Raw genomic sequence first — 18,208 nt, forward strand, 5'->3', positions numbered from 1 at the left:
CAATGGCTTCCGCAGCCCTCTTCGATCTCCTGCCCGATTTCGGGTCGCGGACCTCGGCACCCAGCCAGGCGCCGAAGGATCGCGACGTCCAACATGTTCCGGCCGCGCCGGCGCCGCAGGCCGACATCGGCGCGCTGATCGCAGAGGCGGTGGCTGACGCGGAGGCGGCGCTCGAAGCGCGCCTTGCGCTCTCCCACCAGGCGGCGCTCGACGCTGAGCGCCAGGCCAATGACGAAGCCGCGAAAGCGTTCCTCGAAAGCTTCGGCGGCGATCTCGGTGCCGCCGTCGCGACGCGCATCGAAGCCATGGAGCGGCGCGTTGCCGAGCTTGCCGGCGCGACCGTCGCCCGCATCGTCAGCGGCCTTCTCAGCGACGACCTGCAGCAACGGTCGCTGCAGGCCCTTTCGCAAGCCATCAGCGCCGCGGTCGCCGACAGCGAGGCCGTGCGCATCGGCGTCCGGGGCCCGCTCTCGCTGTTCGAGCCGTTGAAGGCGGCGCTCGGGTCCCGCGCCGCCAATCTCGACTTCACCGAGGCGCCGGGCTTCGACCTGACCGTCACCATCGACGAAACTGTGTTCGAGACGCGTATCGCCGAGTGGTCGGCGTCCTTGTCTGAGGTCCTGTCATGAGCGCCGTCGACCACGCCGACCCCCGGCACGAGATCATCATCGTCAAGCGCAATCACGACGGTCATGACGACGGTCACCATGGCGGCGTGTGGAAGATCGCTTTCGCGGACTTCATGACGGCGATGATGTGCTTCTTCCTCGTCATGTGGCTGATCAACGCCGCCAATGAGCAGACCAAGGCAGCCGTCGCCAGCTATTTCAATCCGGTCGAGCTGATCGACCGCAACTCCAGCCGCAAGGGCCTGGAAGACCTCGGTGACGGCCCGAGCAAGGTCGGGCTGACCGCGGACAACCCGCAGCAGGGCGCGACCAAGGCGGGCGACGACGGCAAGGGCGGCGCGGGTTCCTCCGAACGCCGCCAGACGAAGGACGGGGCGCAGGATGCCCAACTGTCCGATGAGAAGCTGTTTGCGGATCCCTACGCGGTGCTGGCGGAGATCGCCGCCGATACGGGCGTGATGCAGAATGTCAGCGCCAAGGGCGAAGGCGGCGCCCAGACGGCCGGTCCGGCGACCGGCGCCTCCGGCGGCGAATCCTACCGCGATCCCTTCGCGCCGGATTTCTGGTCGCAGCAGGTGGCGGCGCCCGACGCCGAGGCAACCGCCGAGCGCGCCAGGATCGACGGTGATCCGGCCAAGCCCGGCGAGAAAGTCGCCACCGTCGCGGTGCCGAAGGTGAAGGCCGTTCCGGCTGCACCTGCGCTCACGGCCGCGCCGCTGGAGCCGCTGGCGACCCCGGAAGGCACCGACGCCAGGAGCGGGCAAAACACAGCGTCGGGCAAGGCCGAGAAGCCGTCGAACGAAGCGTCCGGGAGCGACAAGGCACAGGATCGGAAAGCACAAGCCGACAAGCGCGAGGCAGCGGCCGGCGACGCCAAGGCCGAGGCGGCGGAGGCGAAAAAGGCCGAACAAGGGCAGACCACCGAGAGCGATAAGACGCCAAGCAAAGCCGCCCTCCAGGAAGCGGCTGATATCAAGAAGGAACTCGCCAAGGCATTCCTGCCCGGCGAGAAGCTCGCCGACGGCGTCTCGGTCGAGGCCACCGACAAGGGTGTCGTGATTTCGATCACCGACCAGCTCGATTTCGGCATGTTCGAGATCGGCTCGGCCATGCCGCGCCGCGAGTTGGTGCTGGCGATGGAAAAGATCGGCCGCATCATCAACGAGAGGAAGGGCACCATCACCATCAGCGGCCATACTGACGCGCGACCGTTCCGCAGCGACACATACGACAACTGGCGGCTGTCCACCGCGCGCGCCCATTCGGCCTACTACATGCTGGTGCGCGGCGGCGTCGACGAAAGCCGCATCACCGAGGTCGCGGGCTTCGCGGACCGGCAGCCCAAGATCGCATCCGATCCGATGGCGGCCGCGAACCGGCGCATCGAAATCCTGATGACGGCCGGCGGATGAAAGGCAGGAGCGCCATCGGCGGCGCGATAGCGCTGCTATTGCTCGCGGCAGGGTCGCCATCGGCGGCCTTCGCGCAGGACGCGCTGCAGCCCTATCAGCTGGTGCGTTCGCTGCAGCTGATCCAGGACCGCATTGCCGGCGGCGATCATGCCGCGCTGCCGATGCAGGCGAAGCTCCTCGAGATGATCGACACGCGGATGCGCAGCGCCAGTGCCGAGGATTTCAAGGAGCCGAAGAATTTCCGCGCCTTGCTGGTCTACGGCATGAGCGGCGGCAATCCGGTGACGGTCGCGGCGGCGGCTTCGCGCGCGGTGACCGACCCGCAAAGCCTCGCCATCGCCAAGGGCGTCGTCGCCTATCTGAACGGCCGGCCGGCCGAGGCGATCGACTTGCTGAAGCCGATCGATCCGATGAGCGTGCCCGCCGACATCGGCGCCTTCCTAGGGCTGGTCAAGGGCTCGCTGCTTGCAACCGATGACCCCGCAACGGCGCTTGGGCTGCTCGACGAAGCGCGCCTGCTCAGCCCCGGCACGCTGGTCGAGGAGGCCGCACTGCGCCGCTCCGTCGGCATCGCGGCCGCGCGGGGCGACGCTGCCCGCTTCGCGCTGGCCTCGACCCAGTATGTCGCGTCCTATCTCTATTCGCCTTACGCCAGCCAGTTCGCCGATGCCTTCGTTTCCGGCGTCATCACGCTCCACATGGCGATCAGCCAGGACAAGATCGCCGACATCACCTCGATGATGGATCCCGAGCGCGAGAAGGTGATCTACCTGCGGATCGCGCGCCACGCCGCGATCGACGGCATGACGGAGCTCTCAGCCTTCGCCTCGGCCAAGGCGGAGCTGGGCCGCAACGGCAACGGCAACCAGGATGACCCGCGCACTCAACTCTATTCAGGCCTTTCCACCATGACATCGGCCAGTGTCGACGAGGTGCGCGCCAAGCTCGGCAAGATCGACCGCAGCCAGCTTTCGCAAGGCGACCGCGACCTGCTTGATGCGGCGCAGGCTGTCGCTGGCGAGGTGGTGGCTCCGGTGAAAGCGGCCGCCAAGGCAAAAGCTGCGCCGCCGGCCGCCGCACAAGGCGACGACCCGAAATCCGCGGCTGAGGCCGCGGCCGATCCGGCCAATGCGGACCTGCCTCCGGTGGAAGGAGCGATGCCCGACCAGCCAGCTGTCGCATCAAGCGATCCACCGGTCGCGGAGCGCGATCCGGTGAAAGACGCGCCCACGGCTTCGCCGTCACCCGCCCCGCAGCCGGCGCAGGCAACGGCCGAGACGCCGCCGGCCTCAGTATCGGCTGACGCGGCCCCGATGGTGCAGGCATCCGCGCCGGCGGCGACGCCCGATGCGCAAGACCCGATCGATGCGGCGGTGACCAGCACGCGGCGTCAGCTCGACCAGATCGACCAATTGCTCGGAGCAGCTCCCAAATGACCAGCGTCAACCCGACCCTGCAAGGCCTTGCTTCGACCCAGTCGCAGCCTCGGCAGCACGCTGCCGGCGGCAAGGACAAGGATCAGAATTTCGGTGAGATGGTGCAAGGCGCGGAAAAGCCCGGTCGGCCGCGGGATAGACATGCCGCCGGACCGGTAGGGCCGGACGCGCATCCCGCAAAGCGCTCATCTGCCTCGGGCAAAGAGGAGCCGGGGGAGAAAACCGCTCCGTCGAAAGGGACCGCGGGAAAGGCCGCGAGGAGCGGTGCCCAGGTTGCGGACACCAAGCCAGGGACGGACGAAGATACCACAGCGCAAACCGGGGATTCGGCGCCGCTGCAAGACCGTTTGCCGCTCCTGATGGCGCTGAGCGACATGAAGCACTTCGCGCAGACTTCGGGCGCCGACGGCAAGGCCGCCGACGGTAAAGATGGCGCCGGCGGGCGCGGATCGCTGCAATTGTCGCTGCGTCCGGGCAAGCGCGCGGCGCCCGACGGTTCCGGCGAGCCGCAGCCGCGATCCGACCGTTCGGCGGCGGCTGAGAACGGCGGTCCTGACTTCGGGCAGAAGCCGGTAAGGGCCGACGCGGCGCTCGGCATGCCGAACCGCAGCGATACCAAAATCGTGCCGACGCAAGGGAATGAACCGCGGACCGACAGCCCGGAAGCGCCGCGAGGCTGGCGGCCGGCTTCCGCCTCCAAGGCTTCGCAACAATCGCAGGCCACGCAGCAGACGCCGGCCAAGCCGTCTTCTTCCGCTCCACGCATGGAGGTCGTCAGCCAGCAGAGCTACCCGGCTCCGGCGCAGAACCCGATCGGCCAGACGGCATCGGCGCTGATTGAAGCGCTTGCCTCCGACAAGAGTGTTCAGCAGGCCTTTGCAAGCGCCTCGGCGGGCTTGCAGACGACCAATTCTGTTGCCGTTCCGACACATGTGCTGAAGATCGAGCTCCACCCTTCCGAGCTTGGATCGGTCACCGCCAGCCTGCGACTCTCGGGCGAGCAACTTTCGATTGAGATGAAGCCCGAGACACACGAGGCATACCGCCGTCTCACCGCCGACAGCGACGCCATCGTCAAGTCCATGCGCAGCCTCGGCTTCGATGTCGACAAGGTGACGATCCTGCAACCCTCGATAGCAGTACATGCGGCCGGCCGCACCGACGCGACCAGCGCCATGCCGATGTCGACTGGCCGCGACCAGCCTTCATTCCAGCCCGGGAACTCGGGCGGCAACAGCGCTGGCGGCGAGCGGCAACCGGGAAGGAACGATGGCCATGGCGCACAGGAATTCGCTCGCGCCGCTTCGCCTCTTCGCGAGCGTGCTGACGACGATATGTATATCTAGCCTTGCCGTCGGAGCGGCCGGCGCCGCCGGCAATCCCTGCGAGCCGGAGATCCTGCGCGCCGCGGACCGCTACGGCGTGCCGGCCGGCATTCTTTATGCGGTCGGCCTGACAGAGACCGGAAAGAAAGGCAGCCTTCAGCCTAACGCATTGAACATAGAAGGGAAAGCTGTCTTCCCGCATAGCCGCGACGAGGCTCTGGCGACCTTCGAGAATGCCCGTCGTGAAGGCAAGGTACTGATCGATCTCGGCTGCATGCAGATCAACCAACACTATCATGGCGATCATTTCCGCAGCGTCGAGGACATGCTCGACCCGCATCAAAATGTCGACTACGCGGCACGCTTCCTGGCAAGCCTGCATGCCAGGCACATGACCTGGTCGATGGCCGTCGCCCGCTATCATGCCGGCCCCGACAACGACCCGGCGCAGAAGGTCTATGTCTGCCGCGTCATCGCCAACATGGTCGCCACCGGCTTCGGTAAATGGACGCCGAATGCCAGCGCTTTCTGCAATCAGTAGTTGAGCGCGCTCAAACGCCGATCGACCGTGGCCGACATACGCTCCGGTGCCAATATCGTCAGCCGACAGATCGGCGCGAATACACCTGCTCAACCGCCTTTATTACGCCTCCCGAAAAACTCCCAAGAAAATAGCTACAAGAAATGATGGTTTTTCAGGATTCGCCCGGCCGGGTACCCCTTTCCGCACGGGGCAAGTGAATTTGATTCGGAGGGCGGGCCGATGATCGTGATCGTTGACGAGCGAGAGCTCGTGACAGAGGGCTACTCCTCACTTTTCGATCGCGAGGGAGTGGCCACGGCCGGCTTCGCGCCAGGCGAATTCGGCGAATGGGTGAGTTCCGCCGCCGACACCGATCTCAGATCCGTCAGGGCCTTTCTCATCGGCGACTGCCGCGACGGCGCGATATCACCGCGCCAGATCCGCGACCGCACCGGCGCGCCGGTGATCGCGCTCAGCGAACAGCACTCGCTCGAACATACGTTGCGGCTGTTCGAAAGCGGCGTCGACGATGTCGTCCGCAAGCCTGTCCATATCCGCGAGATTCTCGCCCGCATCACCGCCATCCGCCGCCGCGGCTCCGAAGAAGCCGCCTACACCGAGGTTGGCGCGATGCGCATCTTCATGGACGGCCGCGATCCGGAGATCGACGGCGAACCGCTGCCGCTGCCGCGGCGCGAGCGGCGCATTCTGGAATATCTGGCCAGCAACCGCGGCCGGCGCGTGACCAAGACGCAGGTCTTCAACGCCATCTACGGCATCTTCGACGAAGAGGTCGAGGAGAACGTGGTGGAGAGCCACATCTCGAAGCTGCGCAAGAAGCTGCGTGAGAAGCTCGGCCACGACCCGATCGATTCCAAGAGGTTCCTCGGCTACCGGCTGGTGTTTTGATGGGACTCGAAAGGCACATCCCGCGCCAGCCTCGCACAAGACACGAGGCATAATTTCATGGCCTCCTACCCAGGCACTGCGGAGATCCATCGATGAGCCTCTACGGAATGATGCGGACCGGCGTTTCCGGTATGAACGCGCAGGCCAACCGCTTGTCCGCGGTAGCCGACAACATCGCCAACTCTGACACCACCGGCTACAAGCGCTCTTCGGCCGAGTTCTCGTCACTGATCATGCCCGGTACCGGCGGCGCCTATAATTCCGGCGGCGTGACGACGACGATCCGCTCGGCCATCAGCACGCAAGGCGTCATGACCTACACCACCTCGGTGTCGGATCTTGCAGTCAACGGCGATGGCTTCTTCGTCGTTCAGGACGCCAGCGGCACGCCCTATCTGACCCGCGCCGGCTCCTTCGTCCCGGATGCGCAAGGTCGGCTGGTCAATGCCGCCGGCTACCAGCTCATGGCCTACAGCTACGCCAATGGCGATCCGGCCGCGACCGCCAACGGCTTCGAAGGCCTGGTGCCGGTGCAGATCTCCGACCAGGAGATGACGGCGGCGCCAAGCACGGAAGGTATCTTCAGCGGCAACCTGCCGGCAGGCGCCACTCCGGTCGCTGCCGGCAGCCTGCCCTCCACCAACAGCGCTTCGGCCGAGTACACGTCCAAGACCTCGCTGGTCGCCTATGACAATCTCGGCAACAAGAAGCTGCTCGACGTCTATTTCACCAACACCGGCGCCGGCACCTGGGAAGTCTCGGTCTTCGATCAGTCGAAGGCGACGCCCGGCACCTCCTTCCCCTACGCCGGCGGCGCGCTCGCATCGACGAACCTCACCTTCGACACCACCACCGGCAAGCTCACCGGCGCGACCGACAGCATCTCCTTCACCGTGCCGGGCGGCTCGACGCTGAACCTCGATCTTTCCAAGGTGACCCAGCTCGGCACCGGCTTCACTGTCGCCGACGCCAAGGTCAACGGCAACGCGCCGAGTTCCATCCAGAAGGTGCAGATCGGTCAGGACGGCGTCATCTACGCGCAGTTCGCGGACGGCTCGACCAAGGCGCTTTACAAGATCCCGCTCGCCGACGTTCAGAGCCCTGACAACCTCACAGCCATGCCCGGCAATGTCTATGTGGAGAGCACCGACTCCGGCGCCGTTCACATCGGCTTTGCCAACGAGGGCAAGCTCGGCTCCATCGTCTCCGGCGCACTTGAGAACTCCAATGTCGACATCGCCGAGGAACTGACCAACATGATTGCGGCGCAGCGCAGCTACACCGCCAATTCCAAGGTCTTCCAGACCGGTTCGGACCTGATGGACGTCCTCGTCAACCTGAAGAGATAAACGACGGGCGCGGCCCGTGAAAGATCAGCATGTCGCTTTCCTCCGCACTAAGCATTGCCCAGTCGGCGCTTCTGGCCACGTCCAAGCAAACAAGCGTCGTATCGCGCAATGTGGCCGATGCGTCGAACCCGGACTACACCCGCCGCATCGCCGTGGTGACCAGCACGGCGCCTGGCGCCCGGGCGGTGGAAATCCAGCGCGCCGCCAATGACCTCCTGTTCCGGCAGAACCTGTCGGCGCTGTCGGCATGGAGCGGCCAGAGCGCGCTTTACGACGGCATGGATCAGCTCGATCTGTCGGTGAACGGGGTCGACAATGCGTCGTCCCCCTCCACCGCGATCGCCAACCTGCAGAAAGCCTTGCAGCTCTACGCCACCACGCCGTCGAACCAGAACCTCGGCACCAGCGTCGTCGACGCCGCCAAGCAGGTGGTGAATTCGCTGAACAGCGGCACCCAGGCGATCCAGGATTTCCGCACCCAAGCGGACAGCCAGATCGCCACCGCCGTCGACGATCTCAACTCTCTTCTCAGCCAGTTCCAGGACGCCGACAAGGCGGTCATCTCGGGCACCCGTTCCGGCACCGACGTCTCCGACGCGCTCGATCAGCGCGACGCTATTTTGAAGAAGATATCGGAATATGTCCCGGTCTCGACCTTCACGCGCGGCGACAACGACATGGTCATCACCACCAAGGACGGCACGACGCTGTTCGAGACCGTGCCGCGCTCGGTTACCTTCACGCCGTCGTCCGGCTATTCGGCCGGCACCGCCGGCAACACGATCTACATCGACAACGTGCCGGTCTCGGCCGGCACTGTCGACAACACCACCGCCGACGGCAAGCTTGCGGGCCTTCTGAAGCTGCGCGACGGCGTCGCCTCGACCATGCAGAGCCAGCTCGACGAGATCGCACGCGGCCTCATTACAGCGTTTGCCGAAACCTCGTCGTCGCAGCCCAATGCGACAGGCCTGTTCACATGGTCCGGCGCTCCGGCGATTCCGGCTGCCGGCACGCTGGTCGACGGACTCGCCGGCACGATCAGCATCAACGCCGCCTTCGATCCGAGCGCCGGCGGCAATCCCGCGCTGCTGCGCGACGGCGGCGCCAACGGCGTGGCCTATGTCGCCAACACCGGCGGTGGAGCATCCTATGCCGACCTTCTGATCGGCTACGGCAACAAGCTCGATCAGCCGATGGCTTTCGACAGCTCGGCCGGCATCACCGTCAGCTCGGGCGTCTCCGACTATGCGGCCAATGCCATCGGCTGGTTCGAAGGCGTGCGCCAGCAGGCCTCGACCAATGCCGACAGCAAGCAGGCGCTCGCGGCGCGCACGGCCGAGGCGCTGTCCAATGACACCGGGGTCAATGTCGACCAGGAGATGTCCCTGCTCCTCGACCTCGAGCACACCTACCAGGCCTCGGCGCATATGATGAAGACGGTAAGCGACATGCTGGACGCCCTGATGAGCGCGGTGGGATAATTCATGAAAGCGACAGGCGTTTCCTCGGCCGCCATTTCCAACGCGCTGCGTTACCAGCAGGCGAAGATGCAGGCGGAGCTCGTTAAGGCGACGAAGGAATCCGACACCGGCACGGTCGCGGATGTCGGCCTGGCGCTCGGCAGCCGCACGACCCAGGCCGTCACCTTCCAGCGCGATCTCGACCGGCTGAACGGCATCGTCGATTCCAACGCGCTCGTCTCGGCGCGCCTGACATCGACCCAGGATTCGCTCGGCCAGATCGCCGACACCGCCCAGAGCTTCCTGTCGGCGCTGACCAGCGGCGTTTCGGGCGACTCCTCGACCAGCATCCTGCAGACCGCCGGCGCCTCGGCGCTGCAGCAGATGACGGGCATCCTCAACACCAGCGTCAACGGCGAATATCTGTTTGCCGGCACCAACACCGACGTCAAGCCGATCGACGACTTCAACGCGGCCGGCTCGCCGGCCAAGGCTGCCTTCGATGCCGCCTTTTCGAGCTATTTCGGATTTACCCAGACGGATCCGGCGGCAGCCAACATCACCGCCGCGCAGATGGACGACTTCATCACCACAAAGGTCGAGCCGCAATTCCTGGGCGCCGGCTGGCAGACCAACTGGTCGAGCGCCACCGACGAGCAGATCACCAGCCGCATCTCGCTCAACGAGACCACCCAGACCTCGGTCAGCGCCAACGAGCAAGGCATCCGCAAGCTCGCCATGGCGGCCGCCATGGTCAGCAGCATGATGACCGGCAGCATCAGCGAGGCCGCGCAGAACGCGGTCGTCAGCCGCGCCCAGACGCTGGTCGGCGAAGCCGTCGGCGGCATCACCCAGCTGCGGGCCGAGACAGGCATCGCCCAGCAGCGCGTGTCCGATGCGAGCGACCGGATGAAGACCCAAGTCGACCTCTTCGAGAAGCATATCGTCGATCTCGAGGGCGTCGATCCGGCGGAAGCCGCGACCCGCGTCGCCGATCTGACGCAGCATATCGAGACGTCCTTCGCCTTGACCGCGCGTCTGCAGCAGCTCAGCCTGCTCAACTATCTGACTTGAACTCGCAAACCGGAACGCCAGAGCGCCGACGATGTATCAATTCTCCTACGCCGACATCCAGACCGACTCCGTCGCCGATGCCAAGGACCGGGAGCGGCAGCTGCTCACCCGCTCGATCGACATGCTGGCGGCGGCAGCCGCTGTCGGCACCGATTCGATGGAGGCGGTCGAAGCGCTGCATTTCACCAACCGCATCTGGACCACCTTCGTCGAGGATCTCGGCTCCAGCGACAACGCGCTGCCCAAGGAGCTGCGCGCCAACCTGATCTCCATCGGCTTGTGGCTGCTGCGCGAGACGGAGGACATCCGCCAGGGTCGCACCAACAATTTCGAAGGATTGATCGAGGTCTCCCAGATCATCCGAGATGGCATCCAATGACCAACACGCTGAAGATCTCGCTGAAGCCCAACGAGAAGATCTACATCAACGGCGCGGTCATCCGCGTCGACCGCAAGGTCACCATCGAGCTGATGAACGATGTGCAGTTCCTGCTCGAAAGCCACGTCATCCAGGCCGACCAGGCCTCGACGCCGCTCAGGCAGCTTTATTTCATCGTGCAGATCATGCTGATCAACCCGGCGGGGGCCGCGGAGGCGCGTGACATGTTCCGCCGCTCGCTGCCGATGCTGATCGCGAGCTTCGACAACCAGGATATCTGCAACAGCCTGAAGCAGATCGACCGCATGGTTGGCGAGGACGAGATCTATGAGGCGCTGAAAGCGATCCGCGCGCTTTATCCGCTCGAGCGCAAGGCGCTCGAAGGCAATGACGACATTCCCGAAGTGCCGCGCGCACTGGCTGTAGGAGCATAAGATGGCCGTCGACATGACGACAACGATCCCGGTTGGCGCCAACCAGGCCAGCCAGCAGACCTCGAAGACGGCGGTGGACTACCAGTCGTTCCTGAAGCTCCTGATCGCCGAGATGAAGAACCAGGATCCGACCAAGCCGATGGATTCGACGCAATACGTCGCTCAGCTCGCGACCTTCTCACAGGTCGAGCAGTCGGTGCAGACCAACACCAAGCTCGACCAGATCATGCAGTCCTCGGCCTTGTCGCAGGCCGACGCGCTGATCGGCCGCTCGATCACCTCGGCCGACGGCAAGACCACCGGCACGGTGGCTTCGGTGACGCTCTCCAGCAGCGGCCTGATCGCCGTGCTGCAGGACGGCACCCAGGTCCCGGTCGGCGCCGGCGTGTCGATCAAGCCGGCCGCGTAACCGGTTTCGCGCAGCTGCAGCCATGAACGAGGCCGACGCCCTCGATATCGTCCAGTACGCGGTGTGGACGGTCCTCACCGCGTCAGCGCCGGTGGTGCTCGTGGCGATGGTGGTCGGCATCGGCATCGCGCTGATCCAGGCGTTGACCCAGATCCAGGAAATCACGCTGACCTTCGTGCCGAAGATCGTCGCCATCATGCTTGTGGTGGCGCTGACCGGCCCGTTCATCGGCAGCCAGATCTCGGCCTTCACCAACGTCATCTTCGAGCGCATCGAACACGGTTTCTGAGGCCTCGTCACCATGCGCTTGGGCTTTGCAGGAGCGGCGAGGCCCAGGTCTGGCTGGCGTTGAAGCTGCGAAAAGCGAAATTTTGGTCCAGACGGGCGAGATGCTTGGTTTAAAGCTTCGCCGACGCATTTTCGCCTTTGCCATCTTGTTGTTGGGTCGCACTCTTTGGCGAGTCGCCGTCCCTGCGGGCGCGGCAAGCCTCTAAGCGGACGAAGGCGCAACCATGATCGACGACGAGCCGGAAAGCGAACGCGTCTCCGCGCTGGCGCCGTTCCGGCACGGCATCTTCCGCGCCGTCTGGTCGGCCAGCCTGGTGTCGAATTTCGGCGGCCTGATCCAGGGCGTCGGCGCCGCCTGGATGATGACCACGATCGCCACATCGCCCTACCAGGTGGCGCTGGTCCAGTCCTCGACAACCTTGCCGATCATGCTGTTCGCGCTCGTCGCCGGCGCGATTGCCGACAGCTTCAACCGCCGCAAGGTGATGCTGGTGGCGCAGACCTTCATGCTGGTCGTCTCGGCGCTGCTCACCTTGTTCACCTGGCAAGGCTGGATGACGCCCTGGACGCTGCTGGCCTTCACCTTCCTGATCGACAGCGGCACGGCGCTGAACAGCCCGTCATGGCAGGCCTCGGTCGGCGACATGGTGCCGCGCGCCAAGGTGCCGGCGGCGGTCGCGCTCAATTCGCTCGGCTTCAACATCACCCGCAGCGTCGGCCCGGCCATCGGCGGCGTCATCGTCGCCGCCGCGGGTGCGGCTGCCGCCTTCGCCGCGAACGCGATCAGCTATATCGGCCTGATCGTGGTGCTGGCCCGCTGGAAGCCGGCACTGCCCGAGCAAACCCTGCCGCGCGAGTCGCTCGGTGCCGCGATGGGCGCCGGCCTGCGCTACGTCGCCATGTCGCCCAACATCGCCAAGGTGCTGGTCCGCGGCTTGGCCTTCGGCTTCAGCGCCGGCGCGGTGCTGGCGCTTCTTCCCCTGGTGGCGCGCGACGTCGTCAAGGGCGATGCGCTGACCTACGGCATCATGCTCGGCGCCTTCGGCATCGGCGCGGTCGGCGGCGCGCTGATCAGCGTGCGGCTCAGGCAGTTGCTGTCGAGCGAGGTGATGGTGCGCATGGCCTTTGCCGGCTTCGCGCTCTGCGCCCTCAACGCCGCCGTCAGCCGCAATGGCTGGCAGACATCCGCGGGCCTGCTCATCGGCGGCGCCTGCTGGGTGATCGCGCTCTCGCACTTCAACGTCACGGTGCAGATGTCGACGCCACGCTGGGTGGTCGGCCGCGTGTTGTCGATCTACCAGACCGCGACTTTCGGCGGCATCGCGCTGGGCAGCTGGATCTGGGGCGTGGTCGCCGACGCGCATGGCGCCGAGATTGCGCTGATCGCGGCGGCGATCGCCATGCTTGCCGGCGCGGCAATCGGTTTCTTCCTGCCATTGCCGAAGCAGACGGTCCTCAACCTCGATCCGCTCAACCGCTTCAAGGAGCCGATGCTGTCGCTCGATCTCAAGCCACGCAGCGGCCCGATCGCCATCATGATCGAGTACATCATCCGCGAAGAGGACGTGCCGGAATTCCTGGCGACCATGGCTGAGCGCGGCCGCATCCGCCGCCGTGACGGCGCCCGCAACTGGACGCTTGCGCGGGATCTCGAAAATCCGTCGGTGTGGATCGAGCACTACCACACGCCGACCTGGGTCGAGTATATCCGCCACAACCGGCGCGCCACCCACGCCGACGCCGTGGTCGGCGAGCGCATCCGCGCACTGCACAGCGGCGAGAACCCGCCGCGCGTGCGCCGCATGATCGAGCGCCCGACCACCGCGGGCACGACGCTCGTCTCGCCGAAAGGCCCGATCGATCACTGATTATACATCGCCCGAAGCGCAGTGCTTCAGGCGAACGGCATCCGTCAAGGAATAGGCGCTCAGCTGGCGCTTTGGATCATGTAGAGCTTGCGCGTGGTCTCGTGAATGCGCCACTCGCCCCTCCATCCCTGCGGCAGGACGAGAAGGTCGCCCGGCCCCAGTTCGCGCATCTCGCCATCGGCACGGCCCACTTCCACGCGACCGGAGATGATGTGGCAGATCTCCGACGAGTTCGTGCGGTCGGCGGTGAAGCGGCCGGGCGTGCATTCCCAGATGCCGATGTCGACGCTGCCGTCCGGCGACTGGAAGAAGGATCGCGCAGCCTCCAGCTGATCCCCTTCGATCGAGGTTGGCTTCGGTGAAAAGGCGCCGATCTCGGCCTTGGCGAGGTCGCGGAAAGTCGAAAGGTCGATCAAGCTGGTCTCCATGCATCAGGGCAATTCCCGCAGTCTGGAACTGCGCGAAAACGGAACAGTTGGTGGGCCCTACGAACCGCTAATGGCCGGTGATGCCATCGGCGAGAGCGGCCAGTTTCGAGGTGTGATGGAGCCCGGCGGCCTCGCGGTTATCGGCGATGCGGTAGAGCTGATACATCGAATGGACGCCCAGCCAGCGGAATGGCTCCGGCTCCCAGGGCCGCACCTTGCGGTTGACCCAGGGCAGCTGCGTCAGTTCGGTGTTCTCGCCAAGCACCAGATCGGCGAGCGTGCGCCCCGACAGGTTGGAGCTCGACACGCCGAGTCCGACATAGCCGCCGGCCCAGCCGATGCGCGTTTTGGGATCGAGGCCTACTGTCGTGCACCAGTCGCGCGGCACGCCGAGCACGCCGCACCAGGCGTGGTCGATGCGAGACCCAGCCGTCTGCGGCAGGAGCGTCGTCAAGATCGTATGCAGCTGGTCGATCGTCGCCTGCTGCGTCTGCCCGTTGACGTCGGTGCGCGAGCCGTAGCGATAAGGCACACCGCGTCCGCCCATGGTGATGCGCCCCTCGCGCGTGCGCTGGGCGTAGCAATAGGCATGCGCGGCATTGCCGAGCAGCTCGTGCCCCTCCCAGCCGATCTTGCGCCAAAGCTCTTCCGACAGCGGTTCGGTGACGATCTGCGCGCTGTTGAGCGCCAGCCAGGTCCGCTCCTCGCCAGGGATGCCGGCGGTGAACCCTTCGGTGGCGCGGATGATCGTTTCCGCCCGCACCGTGCCGCGATCCGTGGTCACGACGCCCTTGGCAATGGCGGTGACCGTCGTCTTCTCGTAGATCGAAACGCCGAGACGCTCGACCGCCGCCGCGAGCCCGCGCACCAGCTTGGCCGGCTGGACGCGCGCCTGGCCGTGGATGACGAAGCCGCCCATCACATTCCGGATGTTGATGCGCGCCCGTGTCGCCTCGGCGTCAAGCAGCTCGATGCGTTCGGGATCGGCATCCCAGGAGCGGATCGTCTCGCATTCCTCACGCACGCGCTCCAACTGCGCCGGATTGGTGGCAACCGTCAGATTGTCGACGCGGCGGATATCGGCGTCGATGCCTTCTTCCGTCGCCACCCGGATCACCTCGTCGACACAGCCGGCCATCGCCTTCTGCATGGCGGTGACGCCTTGCCGGGTCGAGGTCTTCAGATATTTCTCGCGCGACCAGCCGAAGCCGCCCGACAGCCAGCCGCCATTGCGCCCCGAGGCGCCGAAGCCGGCAAACTCCCGCTCGAGCAGCACGATACGCAGCGACGGCCTGGCCTTCTTCAGGTAGTAGGCGGTCCACAGCCCGGTGTAGCCGGCGCCGACGATCGCGACATCCGCCTCGGTGTCGCCCGCCAAAGGTGGGCGTGGCGCGGGGATATGACCCAGATCCGCATACCAGAACGAGATATCGCCGTTGCGCTTGACTTGCATGGAATGATTTCCAGGGGAACCGGTGAAAAGAGATCAGGTGAGCGTCATGTCGGCCGTGCTGTCGTCGGGCAGAAGTTTCGCATCGGCGCCGTCGAAGCACAGCTCGACCTTCTCGCCGAGGCCGAAGCTTTCGCCGGCGAGCGGCGAACGCACGATCGCGGTCGAGCCGTCGCCGAGCTTCACTTCGTATTTCGAGCCCGAACCGAGATAGATCGCCTCGGCGATTGTTCCCGACAGCCGGTTCGTGCCGCCGGCATCATGCCCCGGCCGGCGGATGGCGAGTTTCTCCGGCCGCAGCAGCATGACCGGATTGGCTTCGCCCGCGAGCCGGCGCGGCGCGCTGACCGTCTCACCGGCGATGGTCAGCGCCGTGCTTGTGCCGTCGCTCTTCACCTCGCCGCGCAGCACGGTGGAATCGCCGATGAAGCGGCCGACGAACAAGGTCGCCGGCTCGTCATAGAGCTGGCGGCCGGTGCCGACCTGCTCGATGCGCCCGCGATTGAACACGGCGATCCGGTCCGACAGCACCAGCGCCTCTTCCTGGTCGTGCGTGACATAGACGAAGGTGGTGCCAAGCTCGCGGTGGATGCGCTTGATCTCGAGCTGCAGCCATTCGCGCAGCTTCTTGTCGAGCGCGCCGAGCGGTTCGTCCATCAAGAGCAGCGGCGGATCGAAGACGATGGCGCGCGCCAGCGCAACGCGCTGCTGCTGGCCGCCGGACAGCTCGCTCGGATAGCGATGCGCGAAGTCGCCCATCTTGACCATGTCGAGTGCTTTCGCGACGCGGGCCTTGCGCTCATCCTGCGCGACGCCGCGCAACGTCAGCGGATAGGCGACGTTGCGCCCGACGGTCATGTGTGGAAACAGCGCGTAATGCTGGAAGACGACGCCGATATTGCGCCTGTGCGCCGGCACGCCGACCACGCTCTTCCCCCCGACCAGCAGCTTGCCGCTGGTCACATCGGTGAAACCGGCGATGACGTTGAGCGTCGTCGTCTTGCCCGAGCCGCTCGGTCCGAGCAGCGTCATGAACTCGCCGGGCTCGATCCTAAGCGAAACACCGTCCAACGCCTTGAAGGCGCCGTAGGCCTTGCTGACCGTGTCGAGATCAATCGCGGCGCCACGATTTTCCGCCCTCGGGTTCATAGGCGTCCCTTCCGCTCGCGGCCAAGGAGGAGCATGCCGCCGCCGATCAGGATCGTGGTGGCGCATAACAGGATGGTGCCGACGGCCGCGACCGTCGGGTCGGCATCGCGCGTGATCGAGGAAAATATCTGCACCGGCAACGTCTTGAGATAGGGGTTGGTGATGAAGAGCGATACCACGATCTCGTCGAAGGACGTGGCGAAGGCGAACAGCAGGCCGGACAGGATGCCGGGCAGGATCAGCGGCAGCGTCACTGTGCGGAACGTGGTCAGCGCGCCGGCGCCGAGACTTGCCGCCGCCGTCTCAAGCCGCCTGTCGAACACTTCGAGATTGGCCGAGACCGCGATCAGCACGAAGGGCAGCGCGAGGATGGTGTGCGCAAGCACGAAGCCCGTCAGCGTGCCGACGAGTTGCGCGTCGAGATAGACGGCATAGATGCCGATGGCCAGAACCACGCCCGGCACCACCATTGGCGTCAGCATCAGCATGCGCAAGAGATTGGCCGGCCGCGCTTTCATCCGGTCGAGGCCGAAGGCGGCGAGCGTGCCGAGCACCGTCGCCAGCACCGCCACCAGCGAAGCGACCTTGAGCGAGTTGAGGAAGCTGGTCGACCATTCCGGATTGGTGGCGAAGTTCTGGTACCATTGCCAGGAAAAGCCCTGCGGCGGGAAAGCGAGCGACTTGTTCTCGTTGAACGACATCGGCACGACGACCAGCGTTGGCGCCACCAACCAGATCGCGACGAGCAGGCAGACAAGCCCAAGGATAACGCGGGTGAGCGGCTTCATCTCCATCAGCGTCGTCCCGCCTCGCGATGCCTGGACCGCATGACCGGTGCCGCCAGCGCCAGCAAGACGAAGGTCGCGATCAGAAGCACCACGCCCATGGCGCCGCCGCGACCCCATTGCAGCAGGCTGAGCACCTGCGTCTGCACCAGTGTCGACAGCATGGTCGAGCGCGGTCCGCCGAGCAGCGCCGGCGTGATGTAGAAGCCCAGCGCCAGGATGAAGACGATGATCGCGCCGGCATAGACGCCCGGCAGCGACAGCGGCAGATAGACGGTGAAGAAAGCGCGCGACGGCCGCGCGCCAAGGCTTCGCGCCGCCTGTACCAGCCTGAGATCTATGGTCTTCATCACGGAATAGAGCGGCAGGATCATGAAAGGCAAAAGCACCTGCGCCATGCCGATCACCACGCCCGTCTGGGTGCGGATCAGCCGGACGCCGTCGAAGCCGGCTGATCTCAGCAGCGAATTGATGACGCCCGAATCCTGCAGCAGGATCACCCAGGAGAGCGTGCGAACCACGCCGCTCACCCAGAACGGGATCAAGACGCAAAGCACCAGGACGAGCCGCACGCGCGGCCCGACCGCGGTCATCAGATAGGCGTAAGGATAAGCGCAGAGCACGCAGACCACGGTCACCCAGGCCGAGATGGTGAAGGTGCGCTGGAGCACCGTCAGATTGACCGGCGCGCCGAAGAACCAGGCGTAGTTCTGCAGCCCCCATTGCGGCTCCGACAGGCTCCGCAGCACGATTGTGAGCAGCGGATAGCCGATCACGGCCACCAGCAGGATAAGCGCCGGCAGCGTGAGCGCGTACGGCCGCCATGCCCAGCCCGCCCTTTGCCGGGCAGAAGGCGTCGTCGGTTCGAGCGCGCTCACGGGTCTTTGCCTTCTCTCAG

Annotated in this window: 19 protein-coding genes; 14 read left to right on the forward strand and 5 right to left on the reverse strand. The window is 65.6% G+C overall.

The features are described from left to right. Positions 1-2: 2 nt before the first annotated feature. From MJ8_RS26400 to MJ8_RS26465, 14 genes are all read left to right on the forward strand, one after another. Positions 3-629 (forward strand): hypothetical protein, encoded by a 627-nt coding sequence (locus MJ8_RS26400; protein ID WP_201411561.1) that lies wholly within the window; start codon positions 3-5, stop codon positions 627-629. Beyond that, a complete protein-coding gene (locus tag MJ8_RS26405; RefSeq protein WP_201411562.1) occupies positions 626-2,041 on the forward strand; it encodes a MotB family protein in 1,416 nt (471 codons plus the stop codon). Before MJ8_RS26400 ends, MJ8_RS26405 begins: the two co-directional genes overlap by 4 nt. Beyond that, a complete protein-coding gene (locus tag MJ8_RS26410) occupies positions 2,038-3,477 on the forward strand; it encodes a chemotaxis protein MotC (RefSeq protein WP_201411563.1) in 1,440 nt (479 codons plus the stop codon). The genes MJ8_RS26405 and MJ8_RS26410 overlap by 4 nt, the downstream gene beginning before the upstream one ends. Positions 3,478-3,824: 347 nt before the next feature. Further along, positions 3,825-4,823 (forward strand): flagellar hook-length control protein FliK, encoded by a 999-nt coding sequence (locus MJ8_RS26415; RefSeq protein WP_210345614.1) that lies wholly within the window; start codon positions 3,825-3,827, stop codon positions 4,821-4,823. Further along, on the forward strand, positions 4,753-5,343 hold the full coding sequence (locus tag MJ8_RS26420; protein ID WP_225248051.1) for a transglycosylase SLT domain-containing protein: 591 nt from the start codon (positions 4,753-4,755) through the stop codon (positions 5,341-5,343). The genes MJ8_RS26415 and MJ8_RS26420 overlap by 71 nt, the downstream gene beginning before the upstream one ends. A 222-nt stretch (positions 5,344-5,565) precedes the next feature. Then, positions 5,566-6,234: a response regulator transcription factor gene (locus tag MJ8_RS26425; RefSeq protein ID WP_140746473.1), complete on the forward strand. Its 669-nt coding sequence runs from the start codon at positions 5,566-5,568 to the stop codon at positions 6,232-6,234. A gap of 92 nt (positions 6,235-6,326) precedes the next feature. Next, on the forward strand, positions 6,327-7,583 hold the full coding sequence (locus MJ8_RS26430; RefSeq protein ID WP_201411565.1) for a flagellar hook protein FlgE: 1,257 nt from the start codon (positions 6,327-6,329) through the stop codon (positions 7,581-7,583). A 29-nt stretch (positions 7,584-7,612) separates the two neighbouring features. After that, the gene (flgK, locus tag MJ8_RS26435) at positions 7,613-9,067 is read left to right on the forward strand and encodes a flagellar hook-associated protein FlgK (protein WP_201411566.1); all 1,455 of its coding nucleotides are present in this window, start codon (positions 7,613-7,615) and stop codon (positions 9,065-9,067) included. 3 nt (positions 9,068-9,070) lie between these two features. Further along, positions 9,071-10,120: a flagellar hook-associated family protein gene (locus MJ8_RS26440; protein WP_201411567.1), complete on the forward strand. Its 1,050-nt coding sequence runs from the start codon at positions 9,071-9,073 to the stop codon at positions 10,118-10,120. Positions 10,121-10,151: 31 nt separating this feature from the next. Then, positions 10,152-10,499, forward strand: coding sequence for a flagellar biosynthesis regulator FlaF (gene flaF / locus MJ8_RS26445; protein ID WP_042640513.1), 348 nt, complete (start codon positions 10,152-10,154; stop codon positions 10,497-10,499). After that, entirely contained in the window at positions 10,496-10,933 is a 438-nt protein-coding gene (gene flbT, locus MJ8_RS26450; RefSeq protein WP_201411568.1) for a flagellar biosynthesis repressor FlbT, read from the forward strand. Before flaF ends, flbT begins: the two co-directional genes overlap by 4 nt. Position 10,934: 1 nt before the next feature. Then, the gene (flgD, locus tag MJ8_RS26455) at positions 10,935-11,342 is read left to right on the forward strand and encodes a flagellar hook assembly protein FlgD (protein ID WP_027165132.1); all 408 of its coding nucleotides are present in this window, start codon (positions 10,935-10,937) and stop codon (positions 11,340-11,342) included. A 22-nt stretch (positions 11,343-11,364) separates the two neighbouring features. Beyond that, positions 11,365-11,631: a flagellar biosynthesis protein FliQ gene (gene fliQ, locus MJ8_RS26460; protein WP_040989996.1), complete on the forward strand. Its 267-nt coding sequence runs from the start codon at positions 11,365-11,367 to the stop codon at positions 11,629-11,631. A 223-nt stretch (positions 11,632-11,854) separates the two neighbouring features. After that, complete coding sequence (locus MJ8_RS26465; RefSeq protein ID WP_201411569.1) at positions 11,855-13,498, forward strand: MFS transporter; 1,644 nt, start codon at positions 11,855-11,857, stop codon at positions 13,496-13,498. A 59-nt stretch (positions 13,499-13,557) separates the two neighbouring features. Here MJ8_RS26465 and MJ8_RS26470 read toward each other — a convergent pair whose 3' ends face one another. The 5 genes from MJ8_RS26470 to MJ8_RS26490 all read right to left on the reverse strand — a co-directional run bounded on the left by MJ8_RS26470 (position 13,558) and on the right by MJ8_RS26490 (position 18,188). Next, positions 13,558-13,926: a cupin domain-containing protein gene (locus tag MJ8_RS26470; RefSeq protein ID WP_201411570.1), complete on the reverse strand. Its 369-nt coding sequence runs from the start codon at positions 13,924-13,926 to the stop codon at positions 13,558-13,560. A 67-nt stretch (positions 13,927-13,993) separates the two neighbouring features. Further along, positions 13,994-15,379, reverse strand: coding sequence for an NAD(P)/FAD-dependent oxidoreductase (locus tag MJ8_RS26475; RefSeq protein ID WP_201411571.1), 1,386 nt, complete (start codon positions 15,377-15,379; stop codon positions 13,994-13,996). Positions 15,380-15,412: 33 nt separating this feature from the next. Continuing rightward, on the reverse strand, positions 15,413-16,525 hold the full coding sequence (locus MJ8_RS26480) for an ABC transporter ATP-binding protein (protein WP_201411572.1): 1,113 nt from the start codon (positions 16,523-16,525) through the stop codon (positions 15,413-15,415). Further along, a complete protein-coding gene (locus MJ8_RS26485) occupies positions 16,522-17,319 on the reverse strand; it encodes an ABC transporter permease (RefSeq protein WP_040997143.1) in 798 nt (265 codons plus the stop codon). Before MJ8_RS26485 ends, MJ8_RS26480 begins: the two co-directional genes overlap by 4 nt. Beyond that, on the reverse strand, positions 17,319-18,188 hold the full coding sequence (locus MJ8_RS26490) for an ABC transporter permease (protein ID WP_201411573.1): 870 nt from the start codon (positions 18,186-18,188) through the stop codon (positions 17,319-17,321). Before MJ8_RS26490 ends, MJ8_RS26485 begins: the two co-directional genes overlap by 1 nt. Between the last annotated feature and the right edge of the window lie 20 nt (positions 18,189-18,208).

The organism is Mesorhizobium sp. J8, assembly GCF_016591715.1.
Classification (GTDB): Bacteria; Pseudomonadota; Alphaproteobacteria; order Rhizobiales; family Rhizobiaceae; genus Mesorhizobium.

Bases quoted from the DNA above. Each gene is read 5' to 3' on its own strand.
- MJ8_RS26400 (WP_201411561.1), top strand. From the start codon at position 3: ATGGCTTCCGCAGCCCTCTTCGATCTCCTGCCCGATTTCGGGTCGCGG.
- MJ8_RS26405 (WP_201411562.1), top strand. From the start codon at position 626: ATGAGCGCCGTCGACCACGCCGACCCCCGGCACGAGATCATCATCGTC.
- MJ8_RS26410 (WP_201411563.1), top strand. From the start codon at position 2,038: ATGAAAGGCAGGAGCGCCATCGGCGGCGCGATAGCGCTGCTATTGCTC.
- MJ8_RS26420 (WP_225248051.1), top strand. From the start codon at position 4,753: ATGGCGCACAGGAATTCGCTCGCGCCGCTTCGCCTCTTCGCGAGCGTG.
- MJ8_RS26425 (WP_140746473.1), top strand. From the start codon at position 5,566: ATGATCGTGATCGTTGACGAGCGAGAGCTCGTGACAGAGGGCTACTCC.
- MJ8_RS26430 (WP_201411565.1), top strand. From the start codon at position 6,327: ATGAGCCTCTACGGAATGATGCGGACCGGCGTTTCCGGTATGAACGCG.
- flgK (WP_201411566.1), top strand. From the start codon at position 7,613: ATGTCGCTTTCCTCCGCACTAAGCATTGCCCAGTCGGCGCTTCTGGCC.
- MJ8_RS26440 (WP_201411567.1), top strand. From the start codon at position 9,071: ATGAAAGCGACAGGCGTTTCCTCGGCCGCCATTTCCAACGCGCTGCGT.
- flaF (WP_042640513.1), top strand. From the start codon at position 10,152: ATGTATCAATTCTCCTACGCCGACATCCAGACCGACTCCGTCGCCGAT.
- flbT (WP_201411568.1), top strand. From the start codon at position 10,496: ATGACCAACACGCTGAAGATCTCGCTGAAGCCCAACGAGAAGATCTAC.
- flgD (WP_027165132.1), top strand. From the start codon at position 10,935: ATGGCCGTCGACATGACGACAACGATCCCGGTTGGCGCCAACCAGGCC.
- fliQ (WP_040989996.1), top strand. From the start codon at position 11,365: ATGAACGAGGCCGACGCCCTCGATATCGTCCAGTACGCGGTGTGGACG.
- MJ8_RS26465 (WP_201411569.1), top strand. From the start codon at position 11,855: ATGATCGACGACGAGCCGGAAAGCGAACGCGTCTCCGCGCTGGCGCCG.
- MJ8_RS26470 (WP_201411570.1), bottom strand. From the start codon at position 13,926: ATGGAGACCAGCTTGATCGACCTTTCGACTTTCCGCGACCTCGCCAAG.
- MJ8_RS26475 (WP_201411571.1), bottom strand. From the start codon at position 15,379: ATGCAAGTCAAGCGCAACGGCGATATCTCGTTCTGGTATGCGGATCTG.
- MJ8_RS26480 (WP_201411572.1), bottom strand. From the start codon at position 16,525: ATGAACCCGAGGGCGGAAAATCGTGGCGCCGCGATTGATCTCGACACG.
- MJ8_RS26485 (WP_040997143.1), bottom strand. From the start codon at position 17,319: ATGGAGATGAAGCCGCTCACCCGCGTTATCCTTGGGCTTGTCTGCCTG.